At 62.2% G+C, this 24,985-nt stretch carries 22 protein-coding genes; 11 read left to right on the forward strand and 11 right to left on the reverse strand.

The annotated features are described in order from the left end of the window. Nucleotides 1–13: 13 nt before the first annotated feature. The 7 genes from repA to CO655_RS10190 form a co-directional block, all read right to left on the reverse strand. On the reverse strand, nt 14–1,222 hold the full coding sequence (gene repA, locus CO655_RS10160) for a plasmid partitioning protein RepA (RefSeq protein ID WP_097664565.1): 1,209 nt from the start codon (nt 1,220–1,222) through the stop codon (nt 14–16). 242 nt (nt 1,223–1,464) lie between these two features. After that, entirely contained in the window at nt 1,465–2,526 is a 1,062-nt protein-coding gene (gene ugpC, locus CO655_RS10165; RefSeq protein ID WP_097664566.1) for a sn-glycerol-3-phosphate ABC transporter ATP-binding protein UgpC, read from the reverse strand. A gap of 22 nt (nt 2,527–2,548) precedes the next feature. After that, on the reverse strand, nt 2,549–3,403 hold the full coding sequence (locus tag CO655_RS10170; protein WP_097664674.1) for a sugar phosphate isomerase/epimerase: 855 nt from the start codon (nt 3,401–3,403) through the stop codon (nt 2,549–2,551). 27 nt (nt 3,404–3,430) lie between these two features. Next, a complete protein-coding gene (locus CO655_RS10175; RefSeq protein WP_097664567.1) occupies nt 3,431–4,669 on the reverse strand; it encodes an ROK family transcriptional regulator in 1,239 nt (412 codons plus the stop codon). A 43-nt stretch (nt 4,670–4,712) separates the two neighbouring features. Beyond that, entirely contained in the window at nt 4,713–5,555 is an 843-nt protein-coding gene (locus CO655_RS10180) for a carbohydrate ABC transporter permease (RefSeq protein ID WP_097664568.1), read from the reverse strand. After that, nucleotides 5,552–6,481 carry a sugar ABC transporter permease gene (locus CO655_RS10185; RefSeq protein ID WP_088686130.1) on the reverse strand — a complete coding sequence of 310 codons (930 nt, stop codon included), beginning with the start codon at nt 6,479–6,481 and terminating at the stop codon, nt 5,552–5,554. Before CO655_RS10185 ends, CO655_RS10180 begins: the two co-directional genes overlap by 4 nt. 244 nt (nt 6,482–6,725) lie before the next feature. Further along, a complete protein-coding gene (locus tag CO655_RS10190) occupies nt 6,726–8,024 on the reverse strand; it encodes an extracellular solute-binding protein (protein WP_097664569.1) in 1,299 nt (432 codons plus the stop codon). 353 nt (nt 8,025–8,377) lie between these two features. Between CO655_RS10190 and CO655_RS10195 the strand changes: the two genes are divergently transcribed. Further along, nucleotides 8,378–9,424: a Gfo/Idh/MocA family oxidoreductase gene (locus CO655_RS10195; RefSeq protein WP_097664570.1), complete on the forward strand. Its 1,047-nt coding sequence runs from the start codon at nt 8,378–8,380 to the stop codon at nt 9,422–9,424. Nucleotides 9,425–9,544: 120 nt separating this feature from the next. Here CO655_RS10195 and CO655_RS10200 read toward each other — a convergent pair whose 3' ends face one another. Beyond that, nucleotides 9,545–10,684 carry an ROK family transcriptional regulator gene (locus tag CO655_RS10200; protein WP_097664571.1) on the reverse strand — a complete coding sequence of 380 codons (1,140 nt, stop codon included), beginning with the start codon at nt 10,682–10,684 and terminating at the stop codon, nt 9,545–9,547. Between the two features lie 160 nt (nt 10,685–10,844). Between CO655_RS10200 and CO655_RS10205 the strand changes: the two genes are divergently transcribed. Further along, on the forward strand, nt 10,845–11,264 hold the full coding sequence (locus CO655_RS10205; protein ID WP_245423771.1) for a hypothetical protein: 420 nt from the start codon (nt 10,845–10,847) through the stop codon (nt 11,262–11,264). 110 nt (nt 11,265–11,374) lie between these two features. Here CO655_RS10205 and CO655_RS34290 read toward each other — a convergent pair whose 3' ends face one another. The 3 genes from CO655_RS34290 to CO655_RS10220 all read right to left on the reverse strand — a co-directional run bounded on the left by CO655_RS34290 (nt 11,375) and on the right by CO655_RS10220 (nt 14,167). Beyond that, on the reverse strand, nt 11,375–11,563 hold the full coding sequence (locus CO655_RS34290; protein WP_097607432.1) for a hypothetical protein: 189 nt from the start codon (nt 11,561–11,563) through the stop codon (nt 11,375–11,377). A 312-nt stretch (nt 11,564–11,875) separates the two neighbouring features. After that, nucleotides 11,876–12,934 (reverse strand): LLM class flavin-dependent oxidoreductase, encoded by a 1,059-nt coding sequence (locus tag CO655_RS10215; RefSeq protein WP_097664573.1) that lies wholly within the window; start codon nt 12,932–12,934, stop codon nt 11,876–11,878. 183 nt (nt 12,935–13,117) lie between these two features. Next, a complete protein-coding gene (locus CO655_RS10220; RefSeq protein WP_097664574.1) occupies nt 13,118–14,167 on the reverse strand; it encodes a LacI family DNA-binding transcriptional regulator in 1,050 nt (349 codons plus the stop codon). A gap of 264 nt (nt 14,168–14,431) precedes the next feature. Here CO655_RS10220 and ugpC (CO655_RS10225) point away from each other — a divergent pair, with 264 nt between their 5' ends. The 9 genes from ugpC (CO655_RS10225) to CO655_RS10265 all read left to right on the forward strand — a co-directional run bounded on the left by ugpC (CO655_RS10225) (nt 14,432) and on the right by CO655_RS10265 (nt 24,983). After that, nucleotides 14,432–15,496, forward strand: a complete 1,065-nt coding sequence (gene ugpC / locus CO655_RS10225; protein ID WP_097664575.1) for a sn-glycerol-3-phosphate ABC transporter ATP-binding protein UgpC — start codon at nt 14,432–14,434, stop codon at nt 15,494–15,496. A gap of 60 nt (nt 15,497–15,556) precedes the next feature. Next, the gene (locus tag CO655_RS10230; protein WP_097607436.1) at nt 15,557–16,792 is read left to right on the forward strand and encodes an ABC transporter substrate-binding protein; all 1,236 of its coding nucleotides are present in this window, start codon (nt 15,557–15,559) and stop codon (nt 16,790–16,792) included. 141 nt (nt 16,793–16,933) lie between these two features. Further along, nucleotides 16,934–17,869, forward strand: coding sequence for a sugar ABC transporter permease (locus CO655_RS10235; RefSeq protein ID WP_097607437.1), 936 nt, complete (start codon nt 16,934–16,936; stop codon nt 17,867–17,869). A gap of 5 nt (nt 17,870–17,874) precedes the next feature. Further along, the gene (locus CO655_RS10240) at nt 17,875–18,729 is read left to right on the forward strand and encodes a carbohydrate ABC transporter permease (protein ID WP_097607438.1); all 855 of its coding nucleotides are present in this window, start codon (nt 17,875–17,877) and stop codon (nt 18,727–18,729) included. Beyond that, on the forward strand, nt 18,726–20,471 hold the full coding sequence (gene araD, locus CO655_RS10245; protein WP_097664576.1) for an L-arabinonate dehydratase: 1,746 nt from the start codon (nt 18,726–18,728) through the stop codon (nt 20,469–20,471). Before CO655_RS10240 ends, araD begins: the two co-directional genes overlap by 4 nt. Nucleotides 20,472–20,481: 10 nt before the next feature. After that, nucleotides 20,482–21,285, forward strand: coding sequence for an aldolase/citrate lyase family protein (locus CO655_RS10250; protein WP_097664577.1), 804 nt, complete (start codon nt 20,482–20,484; stop codon nt 21,283–21,285). A 10-nt stretch (nt 21,286–21,295) separates the two neighbouring features. Then, complete coding sequence (locus CO655_RS10255; protein ID WP_097664578.1) at nt 21,296–22,180, forward strand: SMP-30/gluconolactonase/LRE family protein; 885 nt, start codon at nt 21,296–21,298, stop codon at nt 22,178–22,180. A 3-nt stretch (nt 22,181–22,183) separates the two neighbouring features. Continuing rightward, the gene (locus tag CO655_RS10260) at nt 22,184–22,948 is read left to right on the forward strand and encodes an SDR family oxidoreductase (RefSeq protein WP_097607442.1); all 765 of its coding nucleotides are present in this window, start codon (nt 22,184–22,186) and stop codon (nt 22,946–22,948) included. Nucleotides 22,949–22,967: 19 nt separating this feature from the next. Continuing rightward, entirely contained in the window at nt 22,968–24,983 is a 2,016-nt protein-coding gene (locus CO655_RS10265) for an alpha-glucosidase (protein WP_280953065.1), read from the forward strand. Nucleotides 24,984–24,985: the final 2 nt, after the last annotated feature.

The following is a 24,985-nucleotide window of genomic DNA, read 5'->3' on the forward strand; positions in this document are numbered from 1 at the left end:
TCAGCCGACAAATTCACCGTCCCCATGCCTGGTGAATGAGGCCCGCGATCTCGGCATTGACGGCGTCCATCGCCTCGATCGCGCGATCATAGGTTCCCCGGTTCATCGAGGATCGCTCGACCTCGTAAAGCGTCTGCTTGGTGATGCCGGCATCCGAGATCGCTGTCGATTTGACCATCTGGTGCTTCAGCATGAATTCGTGGAACATGGTCGACATGAAGCCGACCATCTGCGCCTGCGGCACGTCGGTCGGCTCGTAACGGGTGATGAGATAGCGGTACCAGGAAAGGTTCACCTCGGCGCCGGCAGCGCGGATCGGCTTCAGGATGCCGCCGAGCATCAGCAGGAACTGGCCCATCGACATGACGTCGAGCATCTGCGGATGGATGGTGATCAAGACGCTGGTCGCCGCCGTCAGCGCCGTCAGCGTGAGATAGCCGAGCTGCGGCGGACAATCGATGACGACGACGTCGTAGCGGTCGTCGACTTCGGCAAGCGCCCGCGAGATGCGCGTGAAGAAGGTCTTGCCGTCATTGCTCGATTTGTCGGCCATGGCGAGCGGCGTGTCGTATTCGTATTCCTGCAGATCCAGATTGGCCGGCACGATATCGAGGCCGGGAAAATTGGTGCTGTGGATGATCTCCGAGAGCTTCTTCTTCTCGCCGTCATAGCGGATCGCCTCATAAAGCGAGGAGGCCTGGTCGAATTCCGGCTGGAAACCGTGCAGGGAAGAGAGCGAAGCCTGCGGATCGAGATCGACGGCAAGCACCCGGTGCCCAGTCAGCGCCAGATGCTGGGCAAGATGGGCTGATGTCGTCGTCTTGCCCGAGCCGCCCTTGAAGTTGACGACGGCGATGACCTGCAGCTTCTCATTGCCGCGGCGATGGGGCACATACATGCGGCTCTCGGAGCGGCCATGCGCGTCGAGATAGCGCCGGAGCTCCAGCATCTGCTCGGCGCTGTAGGAGCGGCGTCCGGAAGGCGAGGTCTTGGGGCAGGGGCCTTTGCCTTCGAGGTGCAGTTTCTTCAGCGTGCTTTGCGACGCCCCGACATAATTCGCGACCTCCGCCAGCGAGAAGCTGCGCAGCGTCTTCTTCGCATTGGGCGGAAAACGCTGCACGCTGAGCAGATGCAGCTTCTTCGAAATCACGTCGCCATGTTCGAGAATCTGATCCTCGAAATGCAGTGGTGCTGCCTTCAAGGCATTCAAATTAGCGTTCATCGGCGGCAATCTCTCGGATAACGATTTTCGGGATCAAAAGCCCCTCTAACCGTTATTATCCGCGATTCTCCGATACCGGCCAAGAATTTTAAGGTTAACGGATATTAACCTTTTAATTGCGCGTTCAAGCACTTGGGCAGTACTGCATCGATGTCTGAAGGGCCTGAGCCATTTGGGGCCGGGGGCGCGGAAAAGGCGCCCCCGGCGGCGCCCGGCCGAAGGGGAGGGGGCATTCGGCGGGCTTAACTCAACGGCGCTTCGCCTGTAGTGATCCGTTGTTCGTCCGCGGCGAAGAGGTGCACGGCATCGTGGATCGGCGCGATCTTCAGTATATCGCCGGGGGTGGCCCTGATCCGCTCACGGAAGACGCAGGTGATCGTCTGCGCTCCCAGCCGGACGAGGACAAGGGTCTCCGAGCCCGTCGGTTCGACGACGATCGTTGTCACCTCGATGCCGTCGGGGTCGAGCCTGATATGTTCGGGACGGATGCCGTAGATGACGGCGTTTGCCGGGCGGCGCTCGCTCGGCAGCAGCAGGCCATCCTCAGTGCGGAAGCCGTTCTCCGTCATGCTGCCCTCGATGAAATTCATCGCCGGCGAGCCGATGAAGCCGGCGACGAAGAGATTGCTCGGCCGGTCGTAGAGTTCGAGCGGCGAGCCGGACTGCTCGATCAGCCCGTCCTTCATGACGACGATCTTGTCGGCCATGGTCATGGCTTCGATCTGGTCGTGGGTGACGTAGATGGTGGTCGTCTGCAGCCGCTGGTGCAGTTCCTTGATCTCCGATCGCATCTGCACGCGCAGCTTGGCGTCGAGGTTCGACAAGGGCTCGTCGAAGAGGAATACGGCGGGATCGCGCACGATGGCGCGGCCCATCGCCACGCGCTGCCGCTGGCCGCCCGAAAGCTGCTTCGGATAGCGCTCCAAGAGATTTTCGAGGCCGAGGATCTTGGCGGCATAGCCGACCCGGTGGTCGATCTCCGATTTCGGCATGCGCTTCAGCCGCAGCGAGAAGCCCATGTTCTTGGCGACCGTCATGTGCGGATAGAGCGCGTAGTTCTGGAACACCATGGCGATGTCGCGATCCTTCGGCGCCAGCTCGTTGACGATGTGCTTGCCGATCTGGATCTGGCCCGAGGTGATGCCTTCCAGTCCGGCGATCATCCGGAGCAGGGTCGATTTCCCGCAGCCGGAGGGGCCGACCAGCACGACGAACTCGCCGTCGCCGATATCGACCGACACGCCTTTGATGGCTTTGAACGCGCCGTAATCCTTGCGCGCATTGTTGACCGAAACATGAGCCATGAAACTCCTCCAGGATTCGCCGTCAAAGTCCGTTCAAGACACTCTTGAGATAATCGAGGCCGAGGCGTTCGCCCTCCTTGCGCGCAGAGAGATCCTTGCCCGGCCAGCCATAGGCGGCATCCTCATGCTCGATTGAGAGCGTGCCATCGAAACCATGTCCGCGCGCCTGGCTGAGGAAACGCGGCCAGTCGAGAAGGCCGAGCCCCGGCAGCTTGTATTGCCACCAGCCCCTGCCGTGATAGCCGATCGCCTGCAGGGCCTGCCTGTCGATCGCCGTATCCTTGGCATGCAGGATGGCGATGCGATCCTTCACCGCCTCCATTGCGTGATAGGGATCGACGCCGATGCGGATGAGGTGCGAGGGATCGAATTCCAGCCCGAAGCGGCGATCCGGGATTCTGGCGAAAAGCTCCTGCCATCCCTTCGGCGTCGTGCCGATGAAATTGTCTTTCGGTCCCGGCCAGTTTTCGATCGCGAAGGTGAGGCCGGTGGATTGCGTCTCGGCGATCAGACCGTTCGCGAAGTCGGCGAAATCGTCATAATTGGCCTCGTCGCTGGCGCTGTCGTCCCGGCCCGGGAAGATCACGAAGATCGGCACGCCGGTCTCGCCGATCGCCTGGGCAAATTCCGCCGTCCTCGCCCTGAGCCCCCGGCGCTTGTCGCGGTCGGCATCGAGCTGGTTGCCGAAATAGGTGATCGAGGAGACGAAGAGGCCGCGGTGCCTCGCAAGCGTGACGGCGTCCGCCACCCGGTCCGGTGTCTTGATGTGGCCGCCGACATCGATCTCGATGGCGTCGAAACCGGCCGAGGCGGCGAAATCCACCACTTCCTCCAGCGGGCGGTCATTGAATGTCGAGGTATAGAAGCCGATCTTCACCATATCCTCCCGGGCCTTGCGGCCGTTTCAACTGTTCAGCCGATCCATGAATTTGAGCGGCGAGCGGGTGCGTTGCGCCACATCCGCCGATGCGAGCATCAGGGCGGCCGCCATCGGCATCGCCGCCGCGCCCATGGCCGAGGCGTCCTCGCCGATCGAGGCGCGATGCAGCGAGGGCAGGTTGGTGTCCTCGGCGTCGAGATGCTCATGCACATAACGCAGCAATTCATCGACGATGCGGATCGGCAGCCTGCCGCCGACGAGCACGGCGTCGGGATCGACGATCATGGCGATATGTTTGACGGCGACCGCCAGATGCGCGCTCATTTCCTTCAGCCACTGCGAAACGAGCCGCCTTCCATGCGCGTCGAGCGTCAGCAGGTCCTGGGGAACGCTCACTTCGATGCCGTGCTTGGCCAGGAAATCATAGAGGAAGAACAGCGAGAAGATCTCGCCGAGAAGCTGGACCTTCTGGCCTTTGCCGTCGCGGCCGTCGGCGATCGGCAGCCAGCCGATCTCGCCGCTGAGGCCCATGGCGCCGCGATGGCCGTTGCCGTCAAGCACCAGGCCGCCGCCGGGGCAGGCATTGACGGCAATATAGAAGAAGCTGCTGCTTTCGGCACCGAGGCCGTAGTCGAGCTCGGCAAGGGCTGCGGCATTGGCCTCGTTCTCGATGAAGACGGGGTGCTGCGTCAGGTTCTCGAGGGCGGCGCGCACATCGAATTCCGTCCATTCCTGATAGGCATCCGGCTTGCCGAGCAGCGAAATTTCGCCGAGCCAATCCGGCACCGCCAGACCGATGCCGCAAAGGCGCGCATCGTCGATCAGCCGGCTGCGCTGGAAATGCGAGATCGCATCCGATGTCAGCTGCATGAATTCACCAGGCAGGATGAAGCGTTTTTCGTGATGCGCGCGGGCGCGGACATTGCCGACGGCATCGACGGCGAGGATCGTCAGGTGGTCGCGGTCGATATTGATGCCGATGGCGTAAGAGGCATCCGGATTGATCTCCAGCTCGATCGCCGGCTGGCCTCGCAGCCCGTGGCGACGGCGGGCTTCCATGATCAGGCCTTCGTCGAGCAGGCGGTCGACGATGCGGGCGATGGCCGGCTTGGTAAAACCGGTCCGCCTGGCGATTTCGGCGCGCGAGATCGGCGCCTGGCGATGGATGCAGCGCAGGACGACGGCCCTGTTGTGCTCGCCCGCATCTTCGACATTGGCCCCCGTCAGATCCGGCGAGAGCCTCGCGCCGAGCGTCTGGTTCATGCGTTCGATCCTTCCTCACGCGTCAAGAATGAAGCAGACCGTCTCATCCCTTCACCGCGCCGCTGGTCATCGCGCCGAGGATCAGCCTCTGCAGCGACAGGAAGGCCACGATCGCCGGAACGACCGAGATCAGGCAGGCGGCGGCAAGCAGCTGGATGGACGAGTCGGTCTGCATGCCGCGGAAGTTAAAGATTCCAACGCCGATCGGCATCAGGTCATTTTTGGTGAGCAGCAGGAAAGGCACCAGGAATTGCGACCAGCCGGCGATGACGGTGATGATGAAGACCGAGGCGATGCCTGGCGCCGACAGCGGCAGAATGATCCGCCAGAAGACCGAGAAGCGGTTGCAGCCGTCGATCATCGCCGCCTCGTCGAGGCTGCGCGGAATGCCGTCGACCGTGCTCTTCAACAGCCAGGTCGCGAGGGGAACGCCGAGCGCGATATAGACCATGACGACGGCAAAATGCGTATCCAGCATGCCGAGCCGGTTCATGTAGCGGTAGAGTGGCACCATGATAACCAGCGGCGAGATCATCTGGAAGAGCAGCAGCCCCATCATCGACAGGCCCTTGCCGCGGAAATTGAAGCGGGAAAAGGCGTAGGCCGCGGGCAGCGCCACGATCAGCACGCCGAAGCCGCTGAGCGCCGCGAGCTTGAGGCCGTTCCAGAGATAGATCGGGAAATAGCTGTTGTTGAGAACGGTGATGAAATTGTCGACGGTCGGATTGTTGGGAATATAACGCGCCGCGCCACGATAGATCTCGCGCTTGTCGCGCAGCGCCATCGACAGGAGATAGGTGAGGGGGCCGGCGAAGAAGATGAACATCGCCAGCATGAAGAGATAGCTCATGGCATCGCCGAGCCGTGTTCCGGTGCGCTGGCTCATTGCTCTTCCTCCTTCGGCAGGAACGAGGCGTAGATGAAGGCGAGCCCGAGGCTGATGATCAGCATCAGCACGGAGAGCACGCTGCCGCCGGAGAGATCGTAGTTCCGGAAGACGATGTTGAAGACATAGAGCGAGATGACCTCGGTCGCGCGCCCGGGACCGCCGCCGGTCAGCGTGATGATCGCATCGAAGGTGTTCACCGTCTGGATGGTGATGAGGATCATGTTGACGAGGATGGCGGCGCGCAGCTGCGGTAGCGTGACGAAGAAAAACTGCTGCGAGGCGGTCGCGCCGTCGACTTCGGCGGCTTCATAAAGCGAGGGATCGATCGCCTTCAGCGCCGCATACATGACGACCATGGAAAAGGCAGTGCCGCGCCAGATGTTGGAGATCAGCGTCGACCATGGCGCGATGGCGGGATCCGAAAGCCAGGCAACGGTCGGCATGTGCATCAGCCTCAGAATGCTGTTCAGCGCGCCGTAGGGCGCTTCGGAAAACAGCATCTGCCAGATGATGCCGCCGGCGATGCCGGGCACCACCCAGGCGACCAGCGCCGTCGTTCTCAGGATCGTCGTGCCGAACAGGCCGCGCTTTTCGCCGCGAATGACGGTGACGGCCACCGCAAGGCCGAGGATCTGCTGACCGATGACGCTGCCGCCGACGAAGATCAGCGTCGCCCATAAAATGTCGGGCAGCTGCGGCGAGCTCAGCGCATTGGTGATCGAGCCCAACGTATAGTCCTGATTGTCGCCGATCAGCGTCGCGTTGGTGAAGGAAAGCCGGAAGACGTCGATGACGGGGTAGAGATAGAATATGCCGATGACGATGATCACGGGCATGATCCAGGGCAGGGGCGCGCCGGCGAAACGGCGCATGAACGTTCTGCTTTGAGGCGGGCTGTCGGCCTCGATGGCAATGGGGCTCATTGGCTTCTCTGTCCTGATTTGGCAAAGCCGGCGACGCCCGCGGGCAGGCGCCGCCGCTGTCTGAAGCGTTGGAGATCGCCGCTGCCCCTCACCCTAACCCTCGCCCCGTTCTGACGGGGAGAGGGGACGTGCCCCGCGAGGCGCTGGTAAGGGACGGAGAGCTTGCGGCTTGTCCCTTCTCCCCGTCAGAACGGGGAGAAGGTGGCGGCAGCCGGATGAGGGGCTGGCCACGAACGCCGCAGCATCACAGCCGCTTGTAGGCCTCCATCGCCGCGCTGAATGCGGCATCCAGAGCTTCTTCCGGCTTCTTCGTGCCCGAAAGCACGTCGCCCATCATGATCTGGATCTGGTTGGATATTTCAGGATAGATCGGCACGCCGGGGCGGGCCTGGCCGTTGACCAGAGCCTGGGCGAAGGTCTTGTTGGCTTCGGTGGAGAAGACCTCGTACTTGTCGAACAGCGATTTGCGCGTCGGCAGCTGCTGCTGCAGCGCGTTGGCCGGGCCCATATAGACCTCGCGGGCGAGGTTGGCGCACATCTCGATCTTCTCCTTGTCCTTGCTGAAGGAGGCGATCGTCCAGCCGCCGGTGCCGGTCGAGCGCTGATCCGCGGAAGGGCCGGGGATCGGCGAGAAGGTCCAGTTGGCGAACTCGTCCTCCTCGAGCGTCGTCTTCAGCTGCGCATATTGCCAGTTGCCGCCGATGAAGAGGGCGGTCGTGCCGGCTGCCGCCGCGGCGTTCATGTCGTCGTAATTGGCGATGGTGCTGACGCGTTTGGGAGCCGCGCCGGAATCGACGAGATCCTTGAAATAGTTGAGCGCCTTCAGGAATTTTTCCTTGTTCTCGCCTTCGCCGAACACCGGCTTGCCGCTGTCGTCGACGAGTTTGCCGCCGAGCGCCCAGTAATTGGCGAGCCAGTCGAAGGTGGTGCCTTCCCAGCGCCCGCCGTTGAAGAGCACGCCTTCCATGCCTTCCTTGGTGGAGGCAAGGGCGGCCGTTTTCAGGTCGTCCCAGGTCTCAGGCGCATCTGCTACAATCGACTTGTTGCGGTAGAGCACGCGAAGGTCCGTATCCCACCACCAGGCGCGCACCGTCTGGTCCTTGTCGGTGATGCCGGTCCGGATGAAGGGGAAGAGATCGTCCACCTCTTCCTTCGAGAAATAGGGCGTGAAGTCGGCCAACACCTTGTTGACCATGAACTGCGACAGCACGAAGGAGTCGACGGCGGCGCAATCCGGCGCATTGCCGGCCTTGGCCTGCTCCAGCATCTTGGCCTGTTCGGTGCCGATGTCGGAGGACATGAACTGCATCTGCAGTTTCCATTCGGGATGCTTCTTGATGAATTCGACGAAGAGTTTCTGATAGCCCTCCGCAATGGCGGGGTCGGAATTGTTCGGGCTGTCGTTGGTCAGGCGGACGACGAGGGTTTTGGCGGCATCGGCGAGGCCGATCCGGTCTTTGCTAGCTAGTTCCTGGGCAAAAATGGCGGATGCTGAAAATAAGATAGTGCTCAGCGCCAATGCGCTGACGGTCGCGCTCTTCATGATGGGTCTCCTCCCCATTTTGAACGATTACAGCCTGGCGGTCAGTTGACCTCTCCTCATTTCCGTGCTGCATTAATTAGATTAAGTTACTTTGATTTGATGTCAAGCCAGAGCTTTGGGAGGATCGAGATGCTGGCGACATTCAACACCAGCTAGCGCGCCGCCGGCGAAAATCGAGTCGACTTCGCGAGGTCATGCGCCGGTCCGCCACGTCGAAGCGTCTATTCTGGACGCGCGGCGCATCCACCCCGCAATTTTCCCGAGGAAGAGCCCGAGCGATCGCGCATGGCCGTGACCGCAAGCGGCGGTTTTTGCCCGGCGGCAGCCGGAAACCCAACTCTGTGGAGGAGAAGATGCGTTTACTCATTCTCGGCACCGGCGGCATGGCCAATCAGCACGCCGCACGCTTCAAGGCGATCGAAGGCGTCAGCGTCGTCGGCGGCGTCGATGTCGTTCCGGAGAGGCTCGCGGCCTTCTGCACCGAACACGGCATCGCCAATCATTTCCTTTCGCTCGAGGATGCGCTTGCCTGGGGCGAGTTCGATGCGGTCGCCAATGTCACGCCTGACAGCATCCACCACCCGACGACGCTGCAGGCGATTGCCGCCGGCAAGCATGTCTTTTGCGAGAAGCCGCTCGCCACCGATGCGGCGAAAGCCATGGAAATGACCGAGGCGATCGAGCGGGCGGGCAAGGTCGGCATGGTCAACTTCACCTACCGCAACTCGCCGGCGCTGCAGAAAGGCCGGCAGATGGTGCTCGCCGGCGAGATCGGCGCAGTGCGCCATGTCGAGGCGTCGCATCTGCAAAGCTGGCTGGTCGGCCGCCACTGGGGCGATTGGAAAAGCGAAAGCAAATGGCTGTGGCGGCTGAGCAAGAAGCACGGCTCGAACGGCGCGCTCGGCGATATCGGCATCCACATCGTCGATTTCGCTTCCTACGGCTCCGGCCTCGACGTCGCCCATGTCTTTGCCCGGCTGAAGACCTTCGACAAGGCGCCGGGCCATAAGATCGGCGAGTACGATCTCGACGCCAATGACAGTTTCACGATGAATGTCGATTTCACCAATGGCGCGATCGGCACGATCCAGGCAACACGCACCGCCGCCGGCCAGATGGACCAACTGCGCCTCAGGGTCTACGGCGAAACCGGCTCGGTCGAGATGATCTACGACACCGGCAATTCGACGCTGCGCGCTTGCCTCGGCGAAGACGTGCACACGGCGACCTGGTGCGACGTGCCGTTCGATCCCGTCGAAACCAACTACCAGCGTTTCGTCCAGGCGGTGCGGGCGGGCAAGACCCAGGAACCGTCCTTCCGCCGTGCCGCCAATATCCAGAAGGTGCTCGACAAGGCGCTGGCCTCCGATCTCAGTCACAAGGACGAGGCGCTTGGCTAGGGCGGTTCAGCTTTCCACGGAAAAGCAGGTCTGTCCTAACCTTTTGCTTTGGCGCGATTCCCGGCAAAAGCGCTTTGCGCTTTGCCTGGGAAACCGCTTCGCACTTTTCCTGGAATTGCTTTAGGCCGAAGCCGGCGGCAGCAGCAGCGTGTTGAGGAAGGGCAGCAGCGCCGCACCGAGCGCCACGCCGCCGCCGCTGAAGCTTGCCGGCCGCATCGGCGAAATCCATGGCGTGATGATCGGGCGTGTGGAGGTATCGCGCCGCTCGATGGAAAGCTGATGGATCAGCGCCTCGATCACGCCCTGCGGCAGGTCTCCGCCGATCATGACGGTGCTCGGGGCGAAGAAGCCGGCCATGGCGATGATCGGATCGAGCAGATGGCCCGCGGCCTCGCGGATCCATTGCGACAGCAGCGGACAGGAGAATTCCTCCCCCTTCAGCAGCCGGGCGAAATCTTCGTCGCCGATGCGTGCGCGCAGGGAGCCGAAGCCGACGACGGTATTGAGCTGGACATTGTCCGGCCCGGTCAGCATTTCGCCAATGCTGCCCGCCCGTCCATGCACGCCGGAATAGGGAACGCCGCGGATGAGGAAGCCCGCCTGCACGTCGTCGTCGATGATGATCATCGCAAGCCCGCCCTCCGGCAGCGTGCTGCCGATCGTGCGTTCGGCAAGCAGGCTCGCAGTGCATTCGTTCTCGACATAGGGACGCGCGATCGTCGACAGCGCGGCGATGGCGTCGCTCTCATCCTCCGTCCAGTCGTTGGCGGCGATGCCGAGCCCGATGACCGGCAGAGCGGCATGCCGATCGACCATATCGCGGGCGGCCGCATGCACCAGCTGGACCTTGTCCGCCGGCTCCACGTCGAAATAGGCCCGCTCATGCACCTGGCCGCTCAGATCGACGAGCACGATCTCGCCGCGCTTCTTGCGAAGCTTGACCCCGACCGAAAAAGCGCCTTCCGGCCGCAGCGCAAATTCCGTCGCCGTCGCGCCGCCGCCGAGCCCGTTGCGCCGGTTCGAGGTGACGAGCTTCTCCTCCGCCAGCCGCCGCAGAATATTGGTGATGCCGGGCCCGGTCAGCCCGCTATGCCGCCCGAGCTCGGTGCGCGTCAGCGGCCCATGCCGGCGGATCGCTTCCAGGATGACGCGAATGTTCCGGTCGGCGATCTCGCCCGACCTCAGACCCACCGTTTTGGCGCGCGGACCGCCCATCTCCTGGGTGTGAAGCCGACGCGGCCCTGACCGAAGATACCGCATGACTGTCTTTCCTAGAGCACTATCTCGGTTGTGTATCACGCTTGCAGGTGTTCGTAATAGTTTTCTACTCGACCCGCGAACCAGCGGGTTCAATTGCTCGAAGCCAACGCTGAGTCATGGATGCCCTAGAGGCCCACGGCATGGGAGGCCGTTACGTGTAGTGTTCGATGTCTCGACTTTGACTGGTCAGCTTTACCGGCTCGAAACATTTCTACGTGAAGGTCCGCGGATGCGGACGTGGATCGATTTTATCACGTGGATGCTCGCCTTGCCTCCCGCTCTCTGGGAGCTGGCGAATGTGGGCAGACGCTACGGCTGGACTCTAGGTGCCTGCGCTGGCTCGATTGTTTTCGGCGGCATATTTTTGTGGGTCATTGCGCTCCAATGGGTTGCCGAAGGTATCCAGCATAGCGCTTTCGGTGTTGTGCAAGCGCTGCTTCTGCTGGTGGTGCCTCCGGCAGCTACCGTTTTTATTGCTAAGATGACCGGATTGGCTGCTGGAGTTTTCGCCGGCATTGCCGTTGGATTCTGCGTGTTTGTCATGACCGCCGTCATCGGAATTGGCCTCTACGGCGAGTGAGGCATTGCGAATGCCGGTCGGCTAAGGTTTGCCGAGATCGCTTCGACGGATCCGGATGGCTCCTGGATCTTCACGATAGGTCCCGATGCACTACCAAGCAGCGGTTGCTACTAATAGCTGCAGGGACGATCGTTGCCAAAGCCGTCGCGGCAGGCAGGTCTGAGCCCATAGTCGACGCTGCTAAATCCAACCGAGCCGGTTTGCACCGAGTCGGTTGAGCTGGTCGTGCAGGAAGGCAACGAGACGGCAACCGCGATGACGGCTGCTACGGCTGCCAATGATTTGCGAATCTGGCGCATCCCACCCTCCCAATCGCCGGCTGAGAGCCAGCGTTTTCAGTGTGATTACGGTCAGATAGGCCGATGCGGCAGTTGGTAAACTGTTGCGTCCGATCAAGATTCCGTTATTCGTTGAAGCGCGTCGGCTTTCGAGCGGAGGACACCATGCCCCTCTCCGGATTGGTGCTCACGTTCTGGGCGAAGAAAATCGCATAATGTTCGAACGGAACCGGCCCGGCAGGCGAACAAAGAAGATAAGCATTAACAGGCACATGGCTTTCAAGCAGGTGATTGGGGTTCGGACCCGTCCAAGGCGAGCAAGCAGCGCTTCTGTCAAAGCGGCCCATGATCCAGCCGTGGCAAAACAAGACGCGCGAAAAGGTCGGCCTCGGTTGTGTGCGGGTAGCCCGAGAGAATGAAAGCTTCGATTCCTTCCGCGCGATACGCCTGCAGTTTGGCCAGAACCTGGTCGGGATCGCCGACGATCGCAGCACCGCAGCCGGAGCGGGCGCGGCCGATACCGGTCCAGAGGTTGTCTTCGACATAACCCTCGCTGCCGGCCTGGTCGCGCAGTTCGGTTTGGCGCCTGACGCCGACGGACTGGCTGTCGAGCGATTTCGCCCGGATGGCTGCACCCGTGGCGTCATCGAGTTTCGACAGCAGCCGGTCGGCGGCAAGTCGTGCCTCAGATTCGGTTTCGCGGACGACGACATGCACGCGGTAGCCGAAGCGGAGCGCGCGGCCACGCGCCTGTGCCCGGCTGCGAAGATCGGCGATCGTCTCACGGACGGCCTCCATCCGGTCCGGCCACATCAGATAGATGTCGGCACCTTCTGCCGCTGCTTTGCGAGCATCCTCGGATAGACCGCCGAAATAGAATTGCGGGCAGCGTCCCGACAGCGGAGCGATCCGCGGCGGATCGACCTTCAGCTTCCAGAAGGTGCCGTCGTGATCGAGCGGCTTTCCGTCAAGCAGCGTGCGCAGGATCGACATGGCCTCAATGGTGCGGGCATAGCGCGGGCCGCTCGCAAGGGTTTCTCCCGGCATCTCGCTGGAGATGATGTTGACCGAGAGGCGGCCATGGGCGATGCGGTCGATGGTGGCGATCTGGCGGGCCAGTTGCGCCGGCCAGTTTTCGCCAATGCGAACTGCCATCAGGAGTTTGATCCGGCGCGTGAGCGTCGCCATGGCCGAAGCAAAGGCTGTCGTATCAATGCCGAGCGCATAGCCGGACGGAAGCAGAATATTGTCGAAGCCGCCGCTTTCGGCCTGCAGGACGATATCGCGACAGTGTTCGAAACTCGATAGCAGCCGTGGATCGGGAGAGCCGAGGAATTCGTAGTCGTCGTCGCACAGAGCGGAAAACCAGCTGACTTCGCAGGCGGTGGTCATATGTGGGTGTCTCCCGTCTCGTCGGCGCGATCTCGCGCGGCGGTTCTCTATCGGCCCGGTTTCTGGCGCCAGTGTTCTGGTAGCAGCCCTTGCCTGTCGAAGGAAGGAACGGCGCCTTTATCCGTTTCCTGTTTCGTAGATCAATTTTCGAAGCGGGGTTGCGCGTGCGGCAGATTGTGTTCGTCAACTGCTTTGCCGATGAAGCAGCGTGAAACGAGTATCGATTACCGTAGGCTTTCTTTCGCTACTATCGGCTATGCGCTCAAGGATCAGGCGCGCAGCCTCCGTGCCGATCAGATCTCCCGGCGGACGGATGGTGGTGAGCGAGGGATTTGAGGCGGCGCTGAAGCTGAGATCGCCGAAGCCGATCACCGAAAGCTGTCCGGGGATGTTGATTCCGAGCCGCTGGCATTCGAAGATTACGCCGAGCGCCATATGATCGTTGGAGCAGGCAATGCCATCCACCTGTGGAAATTTCCGCATGGTTTCGCCAAGCAGCATGGCGCCTACTTCGGCGCTCGACGGTGCCGGATGCTGGATGATTTCGACGGTAGCACCCGAGGTTTTGCGGGCTTCCTCTACAAATCCCTCGGCGCGGTGCGCCGCTCTTTTGTCTTCCTGCAGTCGGGCGCCGAGAAAGACGAGATTGCGGCGATTTCGTTGAATAAGGTGCGCGGCCATCGAGTGGCCGACCTGTTGGTGGTGGAAACCGACGGCCATCTCGATAGGCTCTGAGCCGAGTTCCCAGATTTCGACCACCGGCACACTGCTTTCGCGCAGGAGCCTCCTGGTCGCATTGCTGTGGCTAAGCCCCGTCAGCACGATCGCCGCCGGCGCCCAGGACAAGGCCATTCGCACGAGGTTCTCCTCCTCGCGCTCGCTGTATTCGGTGTGGCCGAGCAGCACCTGCAGCCGCTCCTTGCCCAGTTCGGCCTGCATGGTTGCAACTGTTTCGGCAAAGAAGGCATTGCGTACCGATGGCACGATGATGCTGACGGCGCGCGAAGAGGCGGCGGCGAGCCCTCCGGCCATCAGGTTCGGGACATAGTTGAGAGCCTCGATCGATTTTGCGATCGCCTCGCTGGCCGACGCCGATACGGCGTCCGGTTTGCGCAGATAGAGCGAGACGGTCGACGGCGAGACCTCGGCCCGAGCCGCGACATCCATCATCGTCACCCGCTGCATCTTGCGGCGTTTTCGGGTCGGCTTCGCGGAGCGTTGAGTATCCACCATTTATCCCGTCGGTATAGTAGCGCTATTATTTCATTGCATAATAACCCATAGGCTTGCGTTGAACAATTCCCATTGACGGGAATTGCGCCCATTTGCCTGATAAAACTCAATAAGTCGGCAAATTTGCCCTGCCGGGTCTGGCTTGTCCGAATTCACCCGCGGCAATTTTCAACGGGGAGGCTTGCCAAAGAAAATCGTAGCGCTATTATTGCTGCGGGAAATGAAGATGGGCACGGGACACGGTTCCGTCTCCGGGAGGTTTGAATGGCGGGAGTGAGCCTGCGGGCGCTGGACAAGAGTTATGGTGCCCTTCGGATCGTCAAGGGCATCGATCTTGAGATTGCCGACGGTGAGTTCGTGGTCTTCGTTGGTCCGTCGGGCTGCGGCAAATCCACGACCCTGCGCATGGTTGCCGGGCTGGAGGCGATCACCGGCGGCGAGGTCAGGATCGGCGACCGTGTGGTCAACCGGCTGGCGCCGCGTGAACGGGATATCGCCATGGTCTTTCAGGACTATGCGCTCTATCCGCACAAGACGGTTCGGGAGAATATGGGTTTCAGCCTGAAGGTGCGCGGGATCAGCGCGGGGGAAGCTGCGGTGCGGGTGGATGAGGCCGCCAACATGCTCGGCATTTCCCATCTGCTCGATCGCCGGCCTGGCCAGTTGTCCGGCGGCCAGCGCCAGCGCGTCGCCATGGGCCGCGCCATCGTCCGCCGTCCGCAGGTCTTTCTCTTCGATGAGCCGCTGTCCAATCTGGATGCAAAATTGCGCGGACAGGTCCGCACCGAAATCAAGAAGCTGCATCAGGCAATCGGCACGACAATCATCTACGTCACCCATGACCAGGTCGAGGCGATGACGCTGGCCGACCGGATCGTCATCCTGCGCGGCGGCGAGATCGAGCAGGTCGGAACGCCGGACGAGGTCTACAACCGCCCGGCCAGCGTCTTTGTCGGCGGCTTTGTCGGATCGCCCGCGATGAATTTTGCCAAGGCAAGGGCCGATGGCGGCCATCTGGTGTTTGCCAACGGAGACCGCCTGCCGCTGTCGGCAATCCAGGTCCCCGCGGTCGATGGCCGCGAATTCGTCGTCGGGATCCGTCCGGAGCATTTCACGGCAAACGCGTCGGAGGTCGCCCTGACCTGTCACGTTCAGGTCGTCGAGCCGCTCGGCTCCGATACGCTCGTCCACTTCGCCGTCGGCAACGAAATCCTGACGGCCCGGATGCCGCCGGAGACGCGGGTCAAGGCCGGCGAAACGCTGAAGATCGGCGTCGATCCCGCGAAAATCCATCTTTTTGACGCCGCGACGGAACGCGCCGTCCATTGACGACCCTGCGCGGGGGAGGATGCCAACATCGCGCGACCAAACATCAAACGGGAGGAAATCATGACTTTTTCGAAATTAACCGGTGCATTGTTCTGCGGTGCCATGCTGGCCGTCGCGATGCCGGCTTCGGCCGAGACGGCGCTGAACATCTACATCTCCAGCCAGCACCAGCCGGACGTCTGGCGCAAGGCGCTCGACAAATATGAAGCCGCCAATCCGGATGTGAAGGTCAAGATCGAGACCGGCGGCAACACGTCCGAAGCCCAGGCGCAGTATCTGAACACCGTGATGTCGGCCAAGGACACCTCTCTCGACGTTCTGATCCTCGACGTCATCCGCCCGGCGCAATTTGCGGCTGCCGGCTGGACCAGCGATTTCCCCGGCAAGGACATGTCCTCCTATCTGCCGGCCTATGCGGGCGCCAACACCGTCGATGGCAAGGTGATCGCGCTGCCGGCCTTCGCGGATTCGCAGTTCCTCTACTATCGCAAGGACCTTCTGGAAAAATACGGCATCGAGCCGCCCAAGACCTGGGATGAGCTGAAAGTCGCCGCCAAGAAGATCGCCGAAGGTGAAGGAAATGCCGATCTCCAGGGTCTGTCCTTCCAGGGCAAGGCGATCGAAGGCGCGGTCTGCACCTTCCTGCTGCCGTACTGGAGTCAGGGCAAGACGCTGACCGATAACGGTCGCCTGACCTTCGATCGCGACGCGGCCATCAAATCGCTCAGTCTCTGGAAGGCTTTTGCCGACGAGGGCGTTGCCAAGAAGAACATTGCCGAAGTCGGCACCGACGACACGCGGAAGGAATTCCAGGCTGGCAACGTCATCTTCGCCGTCAACTGGTCCTATGCCTGGGCGCAGGCGCAGGGCAAGGACTCCGCGGTTGCCGGCAAGGTCGGCGTTGCCCGTCTGCCGGCCATGACCGGCGGCGAGCAGGCAACCTGCCTCGGCGGCTGGGAATGGGGCGTTTCCGCCTATTCGCAGCATCAGGACGAAGCGAAGAAGCTGGTCGAGTACCTGTCATCTGAAGAAGTTTCGAAGTTCATGGCAATCAACGGCTCGCTGCTGCCGACCTATGCTGGTCTCTACCAGGACGCCGAGGTGACGAAGAGTGCGCCGTGGTTTGCCGATGCGCTGCAGGTGGTCGAGACCGCCAAGCCGCGCCCGGTGACGCCGCGCTACAACGAAGTAAGTGAGGTCATCCGCACCACTGTCAACGCCGTTCTCGCCGGCGTGACCACGCCGGAAGACGGTGCCGATCAGATCGGCGCACGCTTGAAACGCATTCTGCGGTGAGGAGCCCGTAACTCCTTGCGCAATCCCCTCCCTTTCCTCCGGGGAGGGGAAACCTCCTCAAGGCGGACGAGCAGCATCCGGTTGCAACGGACGAGGCATCGGCCTTGCGCTTCAAACCCCTCAACGTTTCGGAACGAGACCATGGCGACGACAACCACACTCAAGGCGACGGATACGCGTGAGCATCAGCCAGCGGTCTGGACTCGGTGGCTCGATCTCAGCGACCGTGCCCTTGCCGTTTTGCTCCTCGCGCCGGCCGGCCTTCTTCTGGCATTGATCATCGTCTATCCGGTCTGTCGGCTCATCTATACGAGCTTCCTCAACCTATCGCTCACCTCGGGCCTGCCGGCGGAATTCGCCGGGCTGGAAAACTACCGCCTGATGATCGACGATCCGGTATTCTGGGAAACCACCTGGAATACGATCTTGATCACACTGATCACCGTGCCGGGCGCGCTTTTGCTGGGGCTTGCACTTGCGTTGCTCGCCAACCTCCCCTTCCGGACGCAGTGGCCCGTCCGGCTGTCGCTGCTTATTCCCTGGGCGTTGCCGCTTTCCTTTGCCGGTTTGATCTTTGCGTGGTTTTTCCACTCGGAATATGGCGTCGTCAACGACGTGCTGAACCGCCTCGGGTTCGAGGGGATCATCTGGTTCAACTCGCCGGACTGGGCCTTCGCCGCCATCTGCCTGACGATCATCTGGAAGACGTCGTCCTTCATGGCGCTGATCATCCTGGCCGGTCTGCAGACTATTCCGCGCTCGCTTTACGAGGCGGCGGATGTGGACGGCGCCGGACGGTTGCGCCAGTTCTTCGAAATCACCCTGCCGCTGCTGAAGCCTTCGATCGTCGTGGCGCTGATCTTCCGCACCATCACCGCGCTGCAGACCTTCGACATCCCCTACATGATGACGGGCGGCGGGCCGGGCACATCCACCGCGACGCTCGCCATGTACATCCACCAGAACACCGTGTCCTTCCTCGATCTCGGCTATGGGTCGGCGCTCGCCGTCGTGATGTTCGCGCTGTCGATGTGCGTTACGGCCGTCTATCTCCGCATGATCCGGACCAAGGAGTAACATTCATGAGCACGACGACAGCCCCCGGTTCGGCGTCCTTCCTGTCCGGCAAGCCTCTGCGTGTCATCGCTGCCGGCATCCTTCTGGTAAACGGCATGTTCCCGGCGCTCTGGATCCTGTTTACATCGCTGAAGACCGAAGCCGAGCTGACGGCAAAGCCCATTACCTGGATCCCGCATGCGCCGACCGTTCAGAACTATGTGCAGGCCTTCTCCGACCAGCCGCTGCACATCTTCCTGTTCAACAGCTTCATGGTGGCGCTGCTGTCGACCGCGCTGACGCTGTTCGTCGCGGTGCTGGCGGCCTATGCGCTCGCCCGGCTCAATCTGACCTATCGCGGGCTGATCCTGTCGCTGATCATCGCCGTCTCGACATTCCCGCTGGTGACGCTGCTGGTGCCGTTATTCGAAATCATGCGGGCGCTCAATCTCCTCAACAGCTGGACGGCGCTGATCCTGCCCTACACGGTGCTGAGCCTGCCGGTCTGCACCCTGATGCTGGTCTCCTTCTTCGAAGGCATTCCCCGCGATCTGGAAAATGCCGCGATGATCGACGGCTGCACGCGCATGGGCGCACTGTTCAAGGTCGTGGTGCCGCTCTGTGCGCCTGGTGTCTTCACCGCCGGCATCCTCGCCTTCGTCAATGCCTGGGATGAATTCCTGCTCGCCCTGTCGTTCAACTCCAACCCGTCCTTGCGCACGCTGCCGGTCGGCATCCAGCTCTATCAGGGCGAATTCGCCTTTCCCTGGCCGGTGATCTCGGCAGCGCTGGTCGCCGGCATCGTGCCGGTCGCCATCCTCATCGTCATCTTCCAGGAGCGCGTCGTCTCCGGCCTGACGGCGGGGGGCATCAAGGGATGAACGAGGTGAAGAAGAAACGCGATCTTTCGGAACTGCGCAGCCAGCGCTGGTTCGCCTCGGACGATATGCGCGGTTTTGCCCACCGGCAGCGCACGCAGCAGATGGGCATGCGCCGCGACGAGTTCATGGGCCGGCCGGTGATCGGCATCATCAACACCTGGAGCGAGATGAGCCCCTGCCATGCACATTTGCGCGATCGTGCCGAGGCGGTGAAGCGCGGCGTCTGGCAGGCGGGCGGCTATCCGGTCGAAATGCCGGCGCTCTCGGTCGGAGAGGTCATGGTGAAGCCGACCACCATGCTCTACCGCAATTTTCTCGCCATGGAATGCGAGGAACTGCTGCGCTCGCATCCGGTCGATGGGGCCGTGCTGCTCGGCGGTTGCGACAAGTCTACACCGGCCCTGCTTATGGGCGCGATTTCGATGGATATTCCGGCGATCTACTGCCCGGCAGGCCCGATGTCGAACGGGCAATGGCGTGGCATGAAGACGGGCGCCGGCACGCATACCAAGAAATATTGGGACGAACTGCGCGCCGGCAATATCACCCAGTCGGACTGGATCGACCTCGAAAGCCGCATGACGCGATCGGCCGGCACCTGCAACACCATCGGCACCGCATCGACGATGACATCGATCGTCGACGCCATGGGACTGACGCTGCCGGGCGCCTCTTCCATCCCCGCCACCGATTCCGGTCATCCGCGCATGGCATCGGCCTGTGGTGTCCGGATCGTGGAGATGGTCTGGGAAGACCTGAAACCCTCCGATATCCTGGACAAGGCGAGCTTTCTCAACGGCCTGGTTGCCTATATGGCGCTCGGCGGCTCCACCAATGCGGCCGTCCATCTGGTCGCCATGGCGCGCCGCGCCGGTGTCGATCTATCGCTCGACGATATGGCGGCGATGGCCGGCCAGGTGCCGGTGGCGGTCAACGTCTTTCCATCGGGCGAGTACTTGATGGAGGACTTCTATTTCGCCGGCGGTCTTCTGGCGCTTCTCAACAAGTTTTCGCGTCACCTCGATCTGACGCGACCGACCGTCAACGGCCAAACGCTTGGCGACAATATCGCCGCGGCGGACTGTTGGAACGACGACGTCATTCGTGGCGAGGACAATCCGGTGGTGCCGCTGTCGCGCGGCAAGACGTTGGAAGTTCTGCGCGGCAATCTGGCTCCGAACGGCGCCGTCATGAAGTCTTCCGCGGCCAGCCCGAAATTCCTGAAGCATGTCGGCCCGGCCATCGTCTTCGACAATCCGGGTGTCATGAACACGACGCTCGACGATCCCGATCTCGATATCACCGAAGACACGGTGATCGTGCTGCGCAATGCCGGCCCGGTGGGTGCACCGGGCATGCCGGAATGGGGCAATCTGCCGATCCCCCAAAAGCTTCTGAAGCAGGGTGTGCGCGACATGGTGCGCATCTGCGACGGCCGGATGAGCGGTACGCATTACGGCACCTGCATCCTGCACGTCTCTCCCGAGGCCGCCGTCGGCGGACCGCTGGCGCTCCTGAAGACCGGCGACGTCGTCGAACTCGACGTTACCGCCGGGACCATCAACATGCGGGTCGATGAGGCGGAAATCGTCCGCCGCCGCGCCGCATGGAGACCGGCCCCGCCGACCTACCAGCGATCCTTCGCAGCCCTTTACCAGCAGCATGTCAGCCAGGCCGACCAGGGCTGTGATTTCGATTTCTTAAGCGGAACGGCCGTGGTGCCCGATCCGGCGATCTATTGAGGAGACGACTATGAGCCTGACCAATCGCTTCAAGGCATGGCTTGCCGAAAAGGACCGGCCAGCACCGCTCGGCACCTGGCTGATGGCCGCGGCTCCGGCAACGGCCGAGGCGCTCGGCTATGCCGGCTTCGATTTTCTCGTCGTCGATATGGAGCATGTGCCGGTCGAGGTTTCGGACGTCGCGGGCATCTTACGCGCCATCGGCTGCACGCCGGCCGAGGCCGTGGTGCGCCTTGCCTGGAACGATCAGGTGCTGGTCAAGCGCGTGCTCGATGCTGGCGCGCGCACGGTCATGCTGCCCTTCGTGCAGACCGCCGAGGAGGCCCGCGCGGCGTCGTCCTACACCCGCTATCCGCCACAGGGCATTCGCGGCGTCGCCGCCGTTCATCGTGGCTCGGAATTCGGCACGATCCCGGACTATCTGAAGCGGGCGAATGGTGAAGTCTGCACCATCGTACAGCTCGAAACCCCGGAGGCGATCGAGCGGCTGCCGCAGATCTCCGCCGTCGATGGTATCGACGCGCTGTTCGTTGGTCCGGGCGATCTTTCGGCCGCCATGGGCCATATCGGCAATATCGCCCATCCGGAGGTCCAGAGGCTGATCGAGAAGGCGGCCAAGGACGCCCATGCCGCCGGCAAACCGGTCGGCATCGTCGGCCCCAATCCCGATATGGTGAAGCGCTTCCTTGGCTACGGCTACGACTTCGCGGCAATTGCTTCCGATATCGCGATGATGACCGGCCGCGCCAATGACTGGCTCGGCAGCCTGAAAGGGCAGGCGGCTCCTGTCGCGGCACCAGCCGCTGCCTATTGAGGATCGTTTCGTGCGCACAGGCTTCGACCTCGTTCTCGATGCAAAAGCGTCGCTCGGCGAATGCCCTCTGTGGTCGGTTGCCGAGCAGGTGCTCTATTTTGTCGATATCAAGCGCTGCCGCATCCATCGCTTCGACCCGCCGACGGGCGGCCTGACGACGCTTGAGCTTTCGGAAGAAGTCGGCTGCATCGGCCTCGCGGCAGGGGGCGGTTTCGTGGCGGGGTTGCGGTCGGGAATCTGGCTGCTGGATGCGGACGGCAGGCCGGTTCGCCGGCTCGCCGACAATCCTGAGGACCAGACGATCAGCCGCTTCAATGACGGCATGGTCGATCCGATGGGCCGGTTCGTTGCCGGAACGGTGGATGAAAGCCGCGAAAAGGGAATTGCCGGACTTTACCGGTACGACCGTAACGGATTGGCGCGACTGGCCGATGGTCTCCTGACCTCGAACGGCGTCGCTTTCTCACCGGACGGACGCCGGCTCTATCACGCCGATACGCTGCGCTACACGCTCTACGCCTATGATTACGCCCCGGAAACCGGCACCGCATCCAACCGTCAGGTCTTTAGCCGGTTCGGCAGCGAAACGGACAAGGGCCGCCCGGATGGCGGCGCGGTCGATCTCGAAGGCTGCTACTGGACGGCCCTGTTCGAGGGCGGCCGGGTGCAGCGCTACAGCCCGGACGGCGCGCTGCTGGCCGAATATCCTGTTCCCGTCAGATGCCCGACAATGGTCAGCTTCGGCGGTGCGGACATGCGCACCCTCTTTTGCACCAGCGCCAGCGTCGGCCGCTCCGAGGCAGAGCTTGAAGCATTCCCGCTGTCCGGCGGCCTCTTTGCCATGCGCGCCGATGTCGCCGGGCTGCAAAAACCTCTCTTCAACCCGGAAGTCTGATCCATGCCATCCACCTATGACAGCGTTCGTTATGCATCTCTTGAAGGCCGCGCGGTGCTGATCACCGGCGGCGCGTCGGGGATCGGCGCGGAAATGGTCAGGGCTTTTGCGGCGCAGGGCGCAAATGTCTCCTTCATCGATATCGACGCGGTCGAAGGGACAAAGCTCGCCGCCGAAACAGGTGCTGCCTTTTCCCTATGCGATATCGCCGATATCGCGGCACTGCGGGTTGCCATCGCCGAGATCGAGCAGGCGTGTGGCGGCATCGCTACCCTGGTCAACAATGCCGGCAAGGATGATCGTCATGCGATGAGCGATGTCGAGCCGGATAGCTGGCGCAGGGCGCTGTCGCTCAATCTCGATCACCAGTTCTTCGCCACCCAGGCGGTCAGCTCGCGCATGGCGGAAAAGGGGGCGGGATCGATCATCATGCTCGGCTCGATTTCCTGGATGCGCGGGCGTCCGGGCATGGTCGGCTATACGACCGCGAAGGCCGCGATCAACGGCATGACAAAGACGCTTGCCCGCGAACTCGGCCCTTCCGGAATCCGCGTCAATTGCATCGTGCCCGGCGCTGTTGTCACCGAGCGGCAGCTGAAGCTGTGGACCTCGCCGGAGCAGAACCAGCAGTTCATCGAACTGCAGGCGCTGAAATTCAGGCTGGATGCAAGCCATGTGGCGCGCATGGCGCTGTTTCTCGGCTCCGACGAAAGCGGCGGCTGCACAGGCGCCAATTTCGTCGTCGATGCCGGCCTGACCCAGAACTGACCGACAACCGACCAAGACGATGCAAGATCTGAAAGACATGGCGATGAAACTCGAAAAGACGGAAACCGGATTTACCGTGTCCATCAATGGTCGGACGATCCTCGATCACAGCACGAGTGCGCCTTGCATCTTTGCCGGCATCGGCGAGGAGCGCATGGATATGTATCGCGGCAACTTCGAGATCGAGGACTATGTCATTGAGCGCGGCCGACTGGCGCATGCCGAGATCGACGGAAACCGGATCGCCCTATCGGAACGGTCGGGCCAGAAGCCACGGCTGGTGTTGACGATCGAGAACGGAGCGATCGAATTTGAAGCGTCCGATCCCCTCATCAATCGCCTCTGGATCCGAATTCCCGCCGATCACGATGAACATGTCTGGGGCGGGGGCGAGCAGATGTCCTATTTCGATATGCGCGGCCGCCGCTTTCCACTCTGGACGTCCGAGCCCGGCGTTGGCCGTGACCAGACCAGCGAGATCACGTTCAAATCGAACGTCAAGGACAGGGCAGGCGGTGACTATTTCAACACCAACTACCCGCAGCCGACCTATGTTTCCTCGGCGCTTTACGCCATGCATGTGGAGACGTCAGCCTATTCCGTCTTCGATTTCCGCCGCAAGGCCTTTCACGAGATCGAGGTCTGGGCGATCCCGGAGCGGATCGAGTTCTTTGCCGCTCCGACATTCGTCGAACTGGTCGAGCTGCTGTCGGACCGCTTCGGCCGCCAACCGCCGCTTCCCGAATGGGTGTATAACGGCGCGATCATCGGTCTGAAGGACGGGGAAAATTCTTTCCGGCGCCTGCAGTCGATGCGCGACGCGGGTGTCGAGGTGTCGGCTCTGTGGTGCGAGGACTGGGTCGGCCTGCGTAAAACCTCTTTCGGCGCGCGTCTTTTCTGGGACTGGCAAGTCAACGAGGAGCGTTATCCGGGCCTGCGCCGGAGGATCGCCGAACTCAAGGATGACGGCATCCGGTTCCTGGGCTACGTCAACCCCTATCTCTGTGTCGATGGACCCTTGTTCGAGATCGCCGAAAAAGCCGGCTATTTTGCTACGGATGCAGCCGGCACGACCGCGCTCGTTGATTTCGGCGAGTTCGATTGCGGCGTCGTGGATTTCACCAATCCGGCCGCGGCGGAATGGTTTGCCGAGGACATCATCGGCAAGAAGATGCTCGACTACGGCCTCTCCGGCTGGATGGCCGATTTCGGCGAATATCTGCCGATCGATGTCCACCTCTCAAACGGCATCGATGCCAAGCTGATGCACAATCAGTGGCCGACGCTCTGGGCCGAGGTCAACGCCAAGGCGGTTTCCAGCCGCAGCCAGACCGGCGAGGCGCTGTTCTTCATGCGCGCCGGCTTCACCGGCGTCCAGAAACATTGCCCGTTGCTGTGGGGCGGCGACCAGTCGGTCGATTTCTCCCGTCACGACGGGTTGGTCACGGTTATCTGTGCGGCACTGTCTTCCGGCCTGCTCGGCAATGCCTATCACCACTCCGACATCGGCGGCTACACCAGCCTCTTCGGCAATGTCCGCACGCCGGAGCTTTTGATGCGCTGGGCCGAAATGGCTGCATTCACGCCCGTCATGCGCAGCCACGAGGGAAATCGTCCGCGCGAAAACGTCCAGATCGATCAGGATCCACAGGTGCTGTCGCATTTCGCCCGGATGACGCGGATCTACAGGCATCTTGCGCCCTATCTCAAATCCCTGTCCGGTGAGGCGGTTGCGCGGGGGCTGCCGGTGCAGCGGCCGCTCTTCCTGCATTACCAGGACGATCGCGAGACCTACGCGATCCAGGACAGCTACCTCTACGGCCCTGACATGCTGGTCGCGCCGATCTGGGAGGCGGCGCAGGCAGATCGTGTCGTCTATCTGCCGCAGGGCGAGCGGTGGGTTCACGCCTGGACCGGTGAAACCTTTGCCGGCGGCGAGAAGGTGCAGATCGCCGCGCCGCTGGGCCAGCCGCCCGTCTTCTATCGCGCCGGTTGCGCCAATGAAGCGCTGTTTTCCGGTCTTCGAGGCCTGTGACC

It is taken from the genome of Rhizobium sp. M1 (genome assembly GCF_002531805.1).
GTDB lineage: Bacteria > Pseudomonadota > Alphaproteobacteria > Rhizobiales > Rhizobiaceae > Rhizobium > Rhizobium etli_C.

Bases quoted from the DNA above. Each gene is read 5' to 3' on its own strand.
- repA (WP_097664565.1), bottom strand. From the start codon at position 1,222: ATGAACGCTAATTTGAATGCCTTGAAGGCAGCACCACTGCATTTCGAG.
- ugpC (WP_097664566.1), bottom strand. From the start codon at position 2,526: ATGGCTCATGTTTCGGTCAACAATGCGCGCAAGGATTACGGCGCGTTC.
- CO655_RS10175 (WP_097664567.1), bottom strand. From the start codon at position 4,669: ATGAACCAGACGCTCGGCGCGAGGCTCTCGCCGGATCTGACGGGGGCC.
- CO655_RS10180 (WP_097664568.1), bottom strand. From the start codon at position 5,555: ATGAGCCAGCGCACCGGAACACGGCTCGGCGATGCCATGAGCTATCTC.
- CO655_RS10185 (WP_088686130.1), bottom strand. From the start codon at position 6,481: ATGAGCCCCATTGCCATCGAGGCCGACAGCCCGCCTCAAAGCAGAACG.
- CO655_RS10190 (WP_097664569.1), bottom strand. From the start codon at position 8,024: ATGAAGAGCGCGACCGTCAGCGCATTGGCGCTGAGCACTATCTTATTT.
- CO655_RS10195 (WP_097664570.1), top strand. From the start codon at position 8,378: ATGCGTTTACTCATTCTCGGCACCGGCGGCATGGCCAATCAGCACGCC.
- CO655_RS10200 (WP_097664571.1), bottom strand. From the start codon at position 10,684: ATGCGGTATCTTCGGTCAGGGCCGCGTCGGCTTCACACCCAGGAGATG.
- CO655_RS34290 (WP_097607432.1), bottom strand. From the start codon at position 11,563: ATGCGCCAGATTCGCAAATCATTGGCAGCCGTAGCAGCCGTCATCGCG.
- CO655_RS10215 (WP_097664573.1), bottom strand. From the start codon at position 12,934: ATGACCACCGCCTGCGAAGTCAGCTGGTTTTCCGCTCTGTGCGACGAC.
- CO655_RS10220 (WP_097664574.1), bottom strand. From the start codon at position 14,167: ATGGTGGATACTCAACGCTCCGCGAAGCCGACCCGAAAACGCCGCAAG.
- ugpC (WP_097664575.1), top strand. From the start codon at position 14,432: ATGGCGGGAGTGAGCCTGCGGGCGCTGGACAAGAGTTATGGTGCCCTT.
- CO655_RS10230 (WP_097607436.1), top strand. From the start codon at position 15,557: ATGACTTTTTCGAAATTAACCGGTGCATTGTTCTGCGGTGCCATGCTG.
- CO655_RS10235 (WP_097607437.1), top strand. From the start codon at position 16,934: ATGGCGACGACAACCACACTCAAGGCGACGGATACGCGTGAGCATCAG.
- CO655_RS10240 (WP_097607438.1), top strand. From the start codon at position 17,875: ATGAGCACGACGACAGCCCCCGGTTCGGCGTCCTTCCTGTCCGGCAAG.
- araD (WP_097664576.1), top strand. From the start codon at position 18,726: ATGAACGAGGTGAAGAAGAAACGCGATCTTTCGGAACTGCGCAGCCAG.
- CO655_RS10250 (WP_097664577.1), top strand. From the start codon at position 20,482: ATGAGCCTGACCAATCGCTTCAAGGCATGGCTTGCCGAAAAGGACCGG.
- CO655_RS10260 (WP_097607442.1), top strand. From the start codon at position 22,184: ATGCCATCCACCTATGACAGCGTTCGTTATGCATCTCTTGAAGGCCGC.
- CO655_RS10265 (WP_280953065.1), top strand. From the start codon at position 22,968: ATGCAAGATCTGAAAGACATGGCGATGAAACTCGAAAAGACGGAAACC.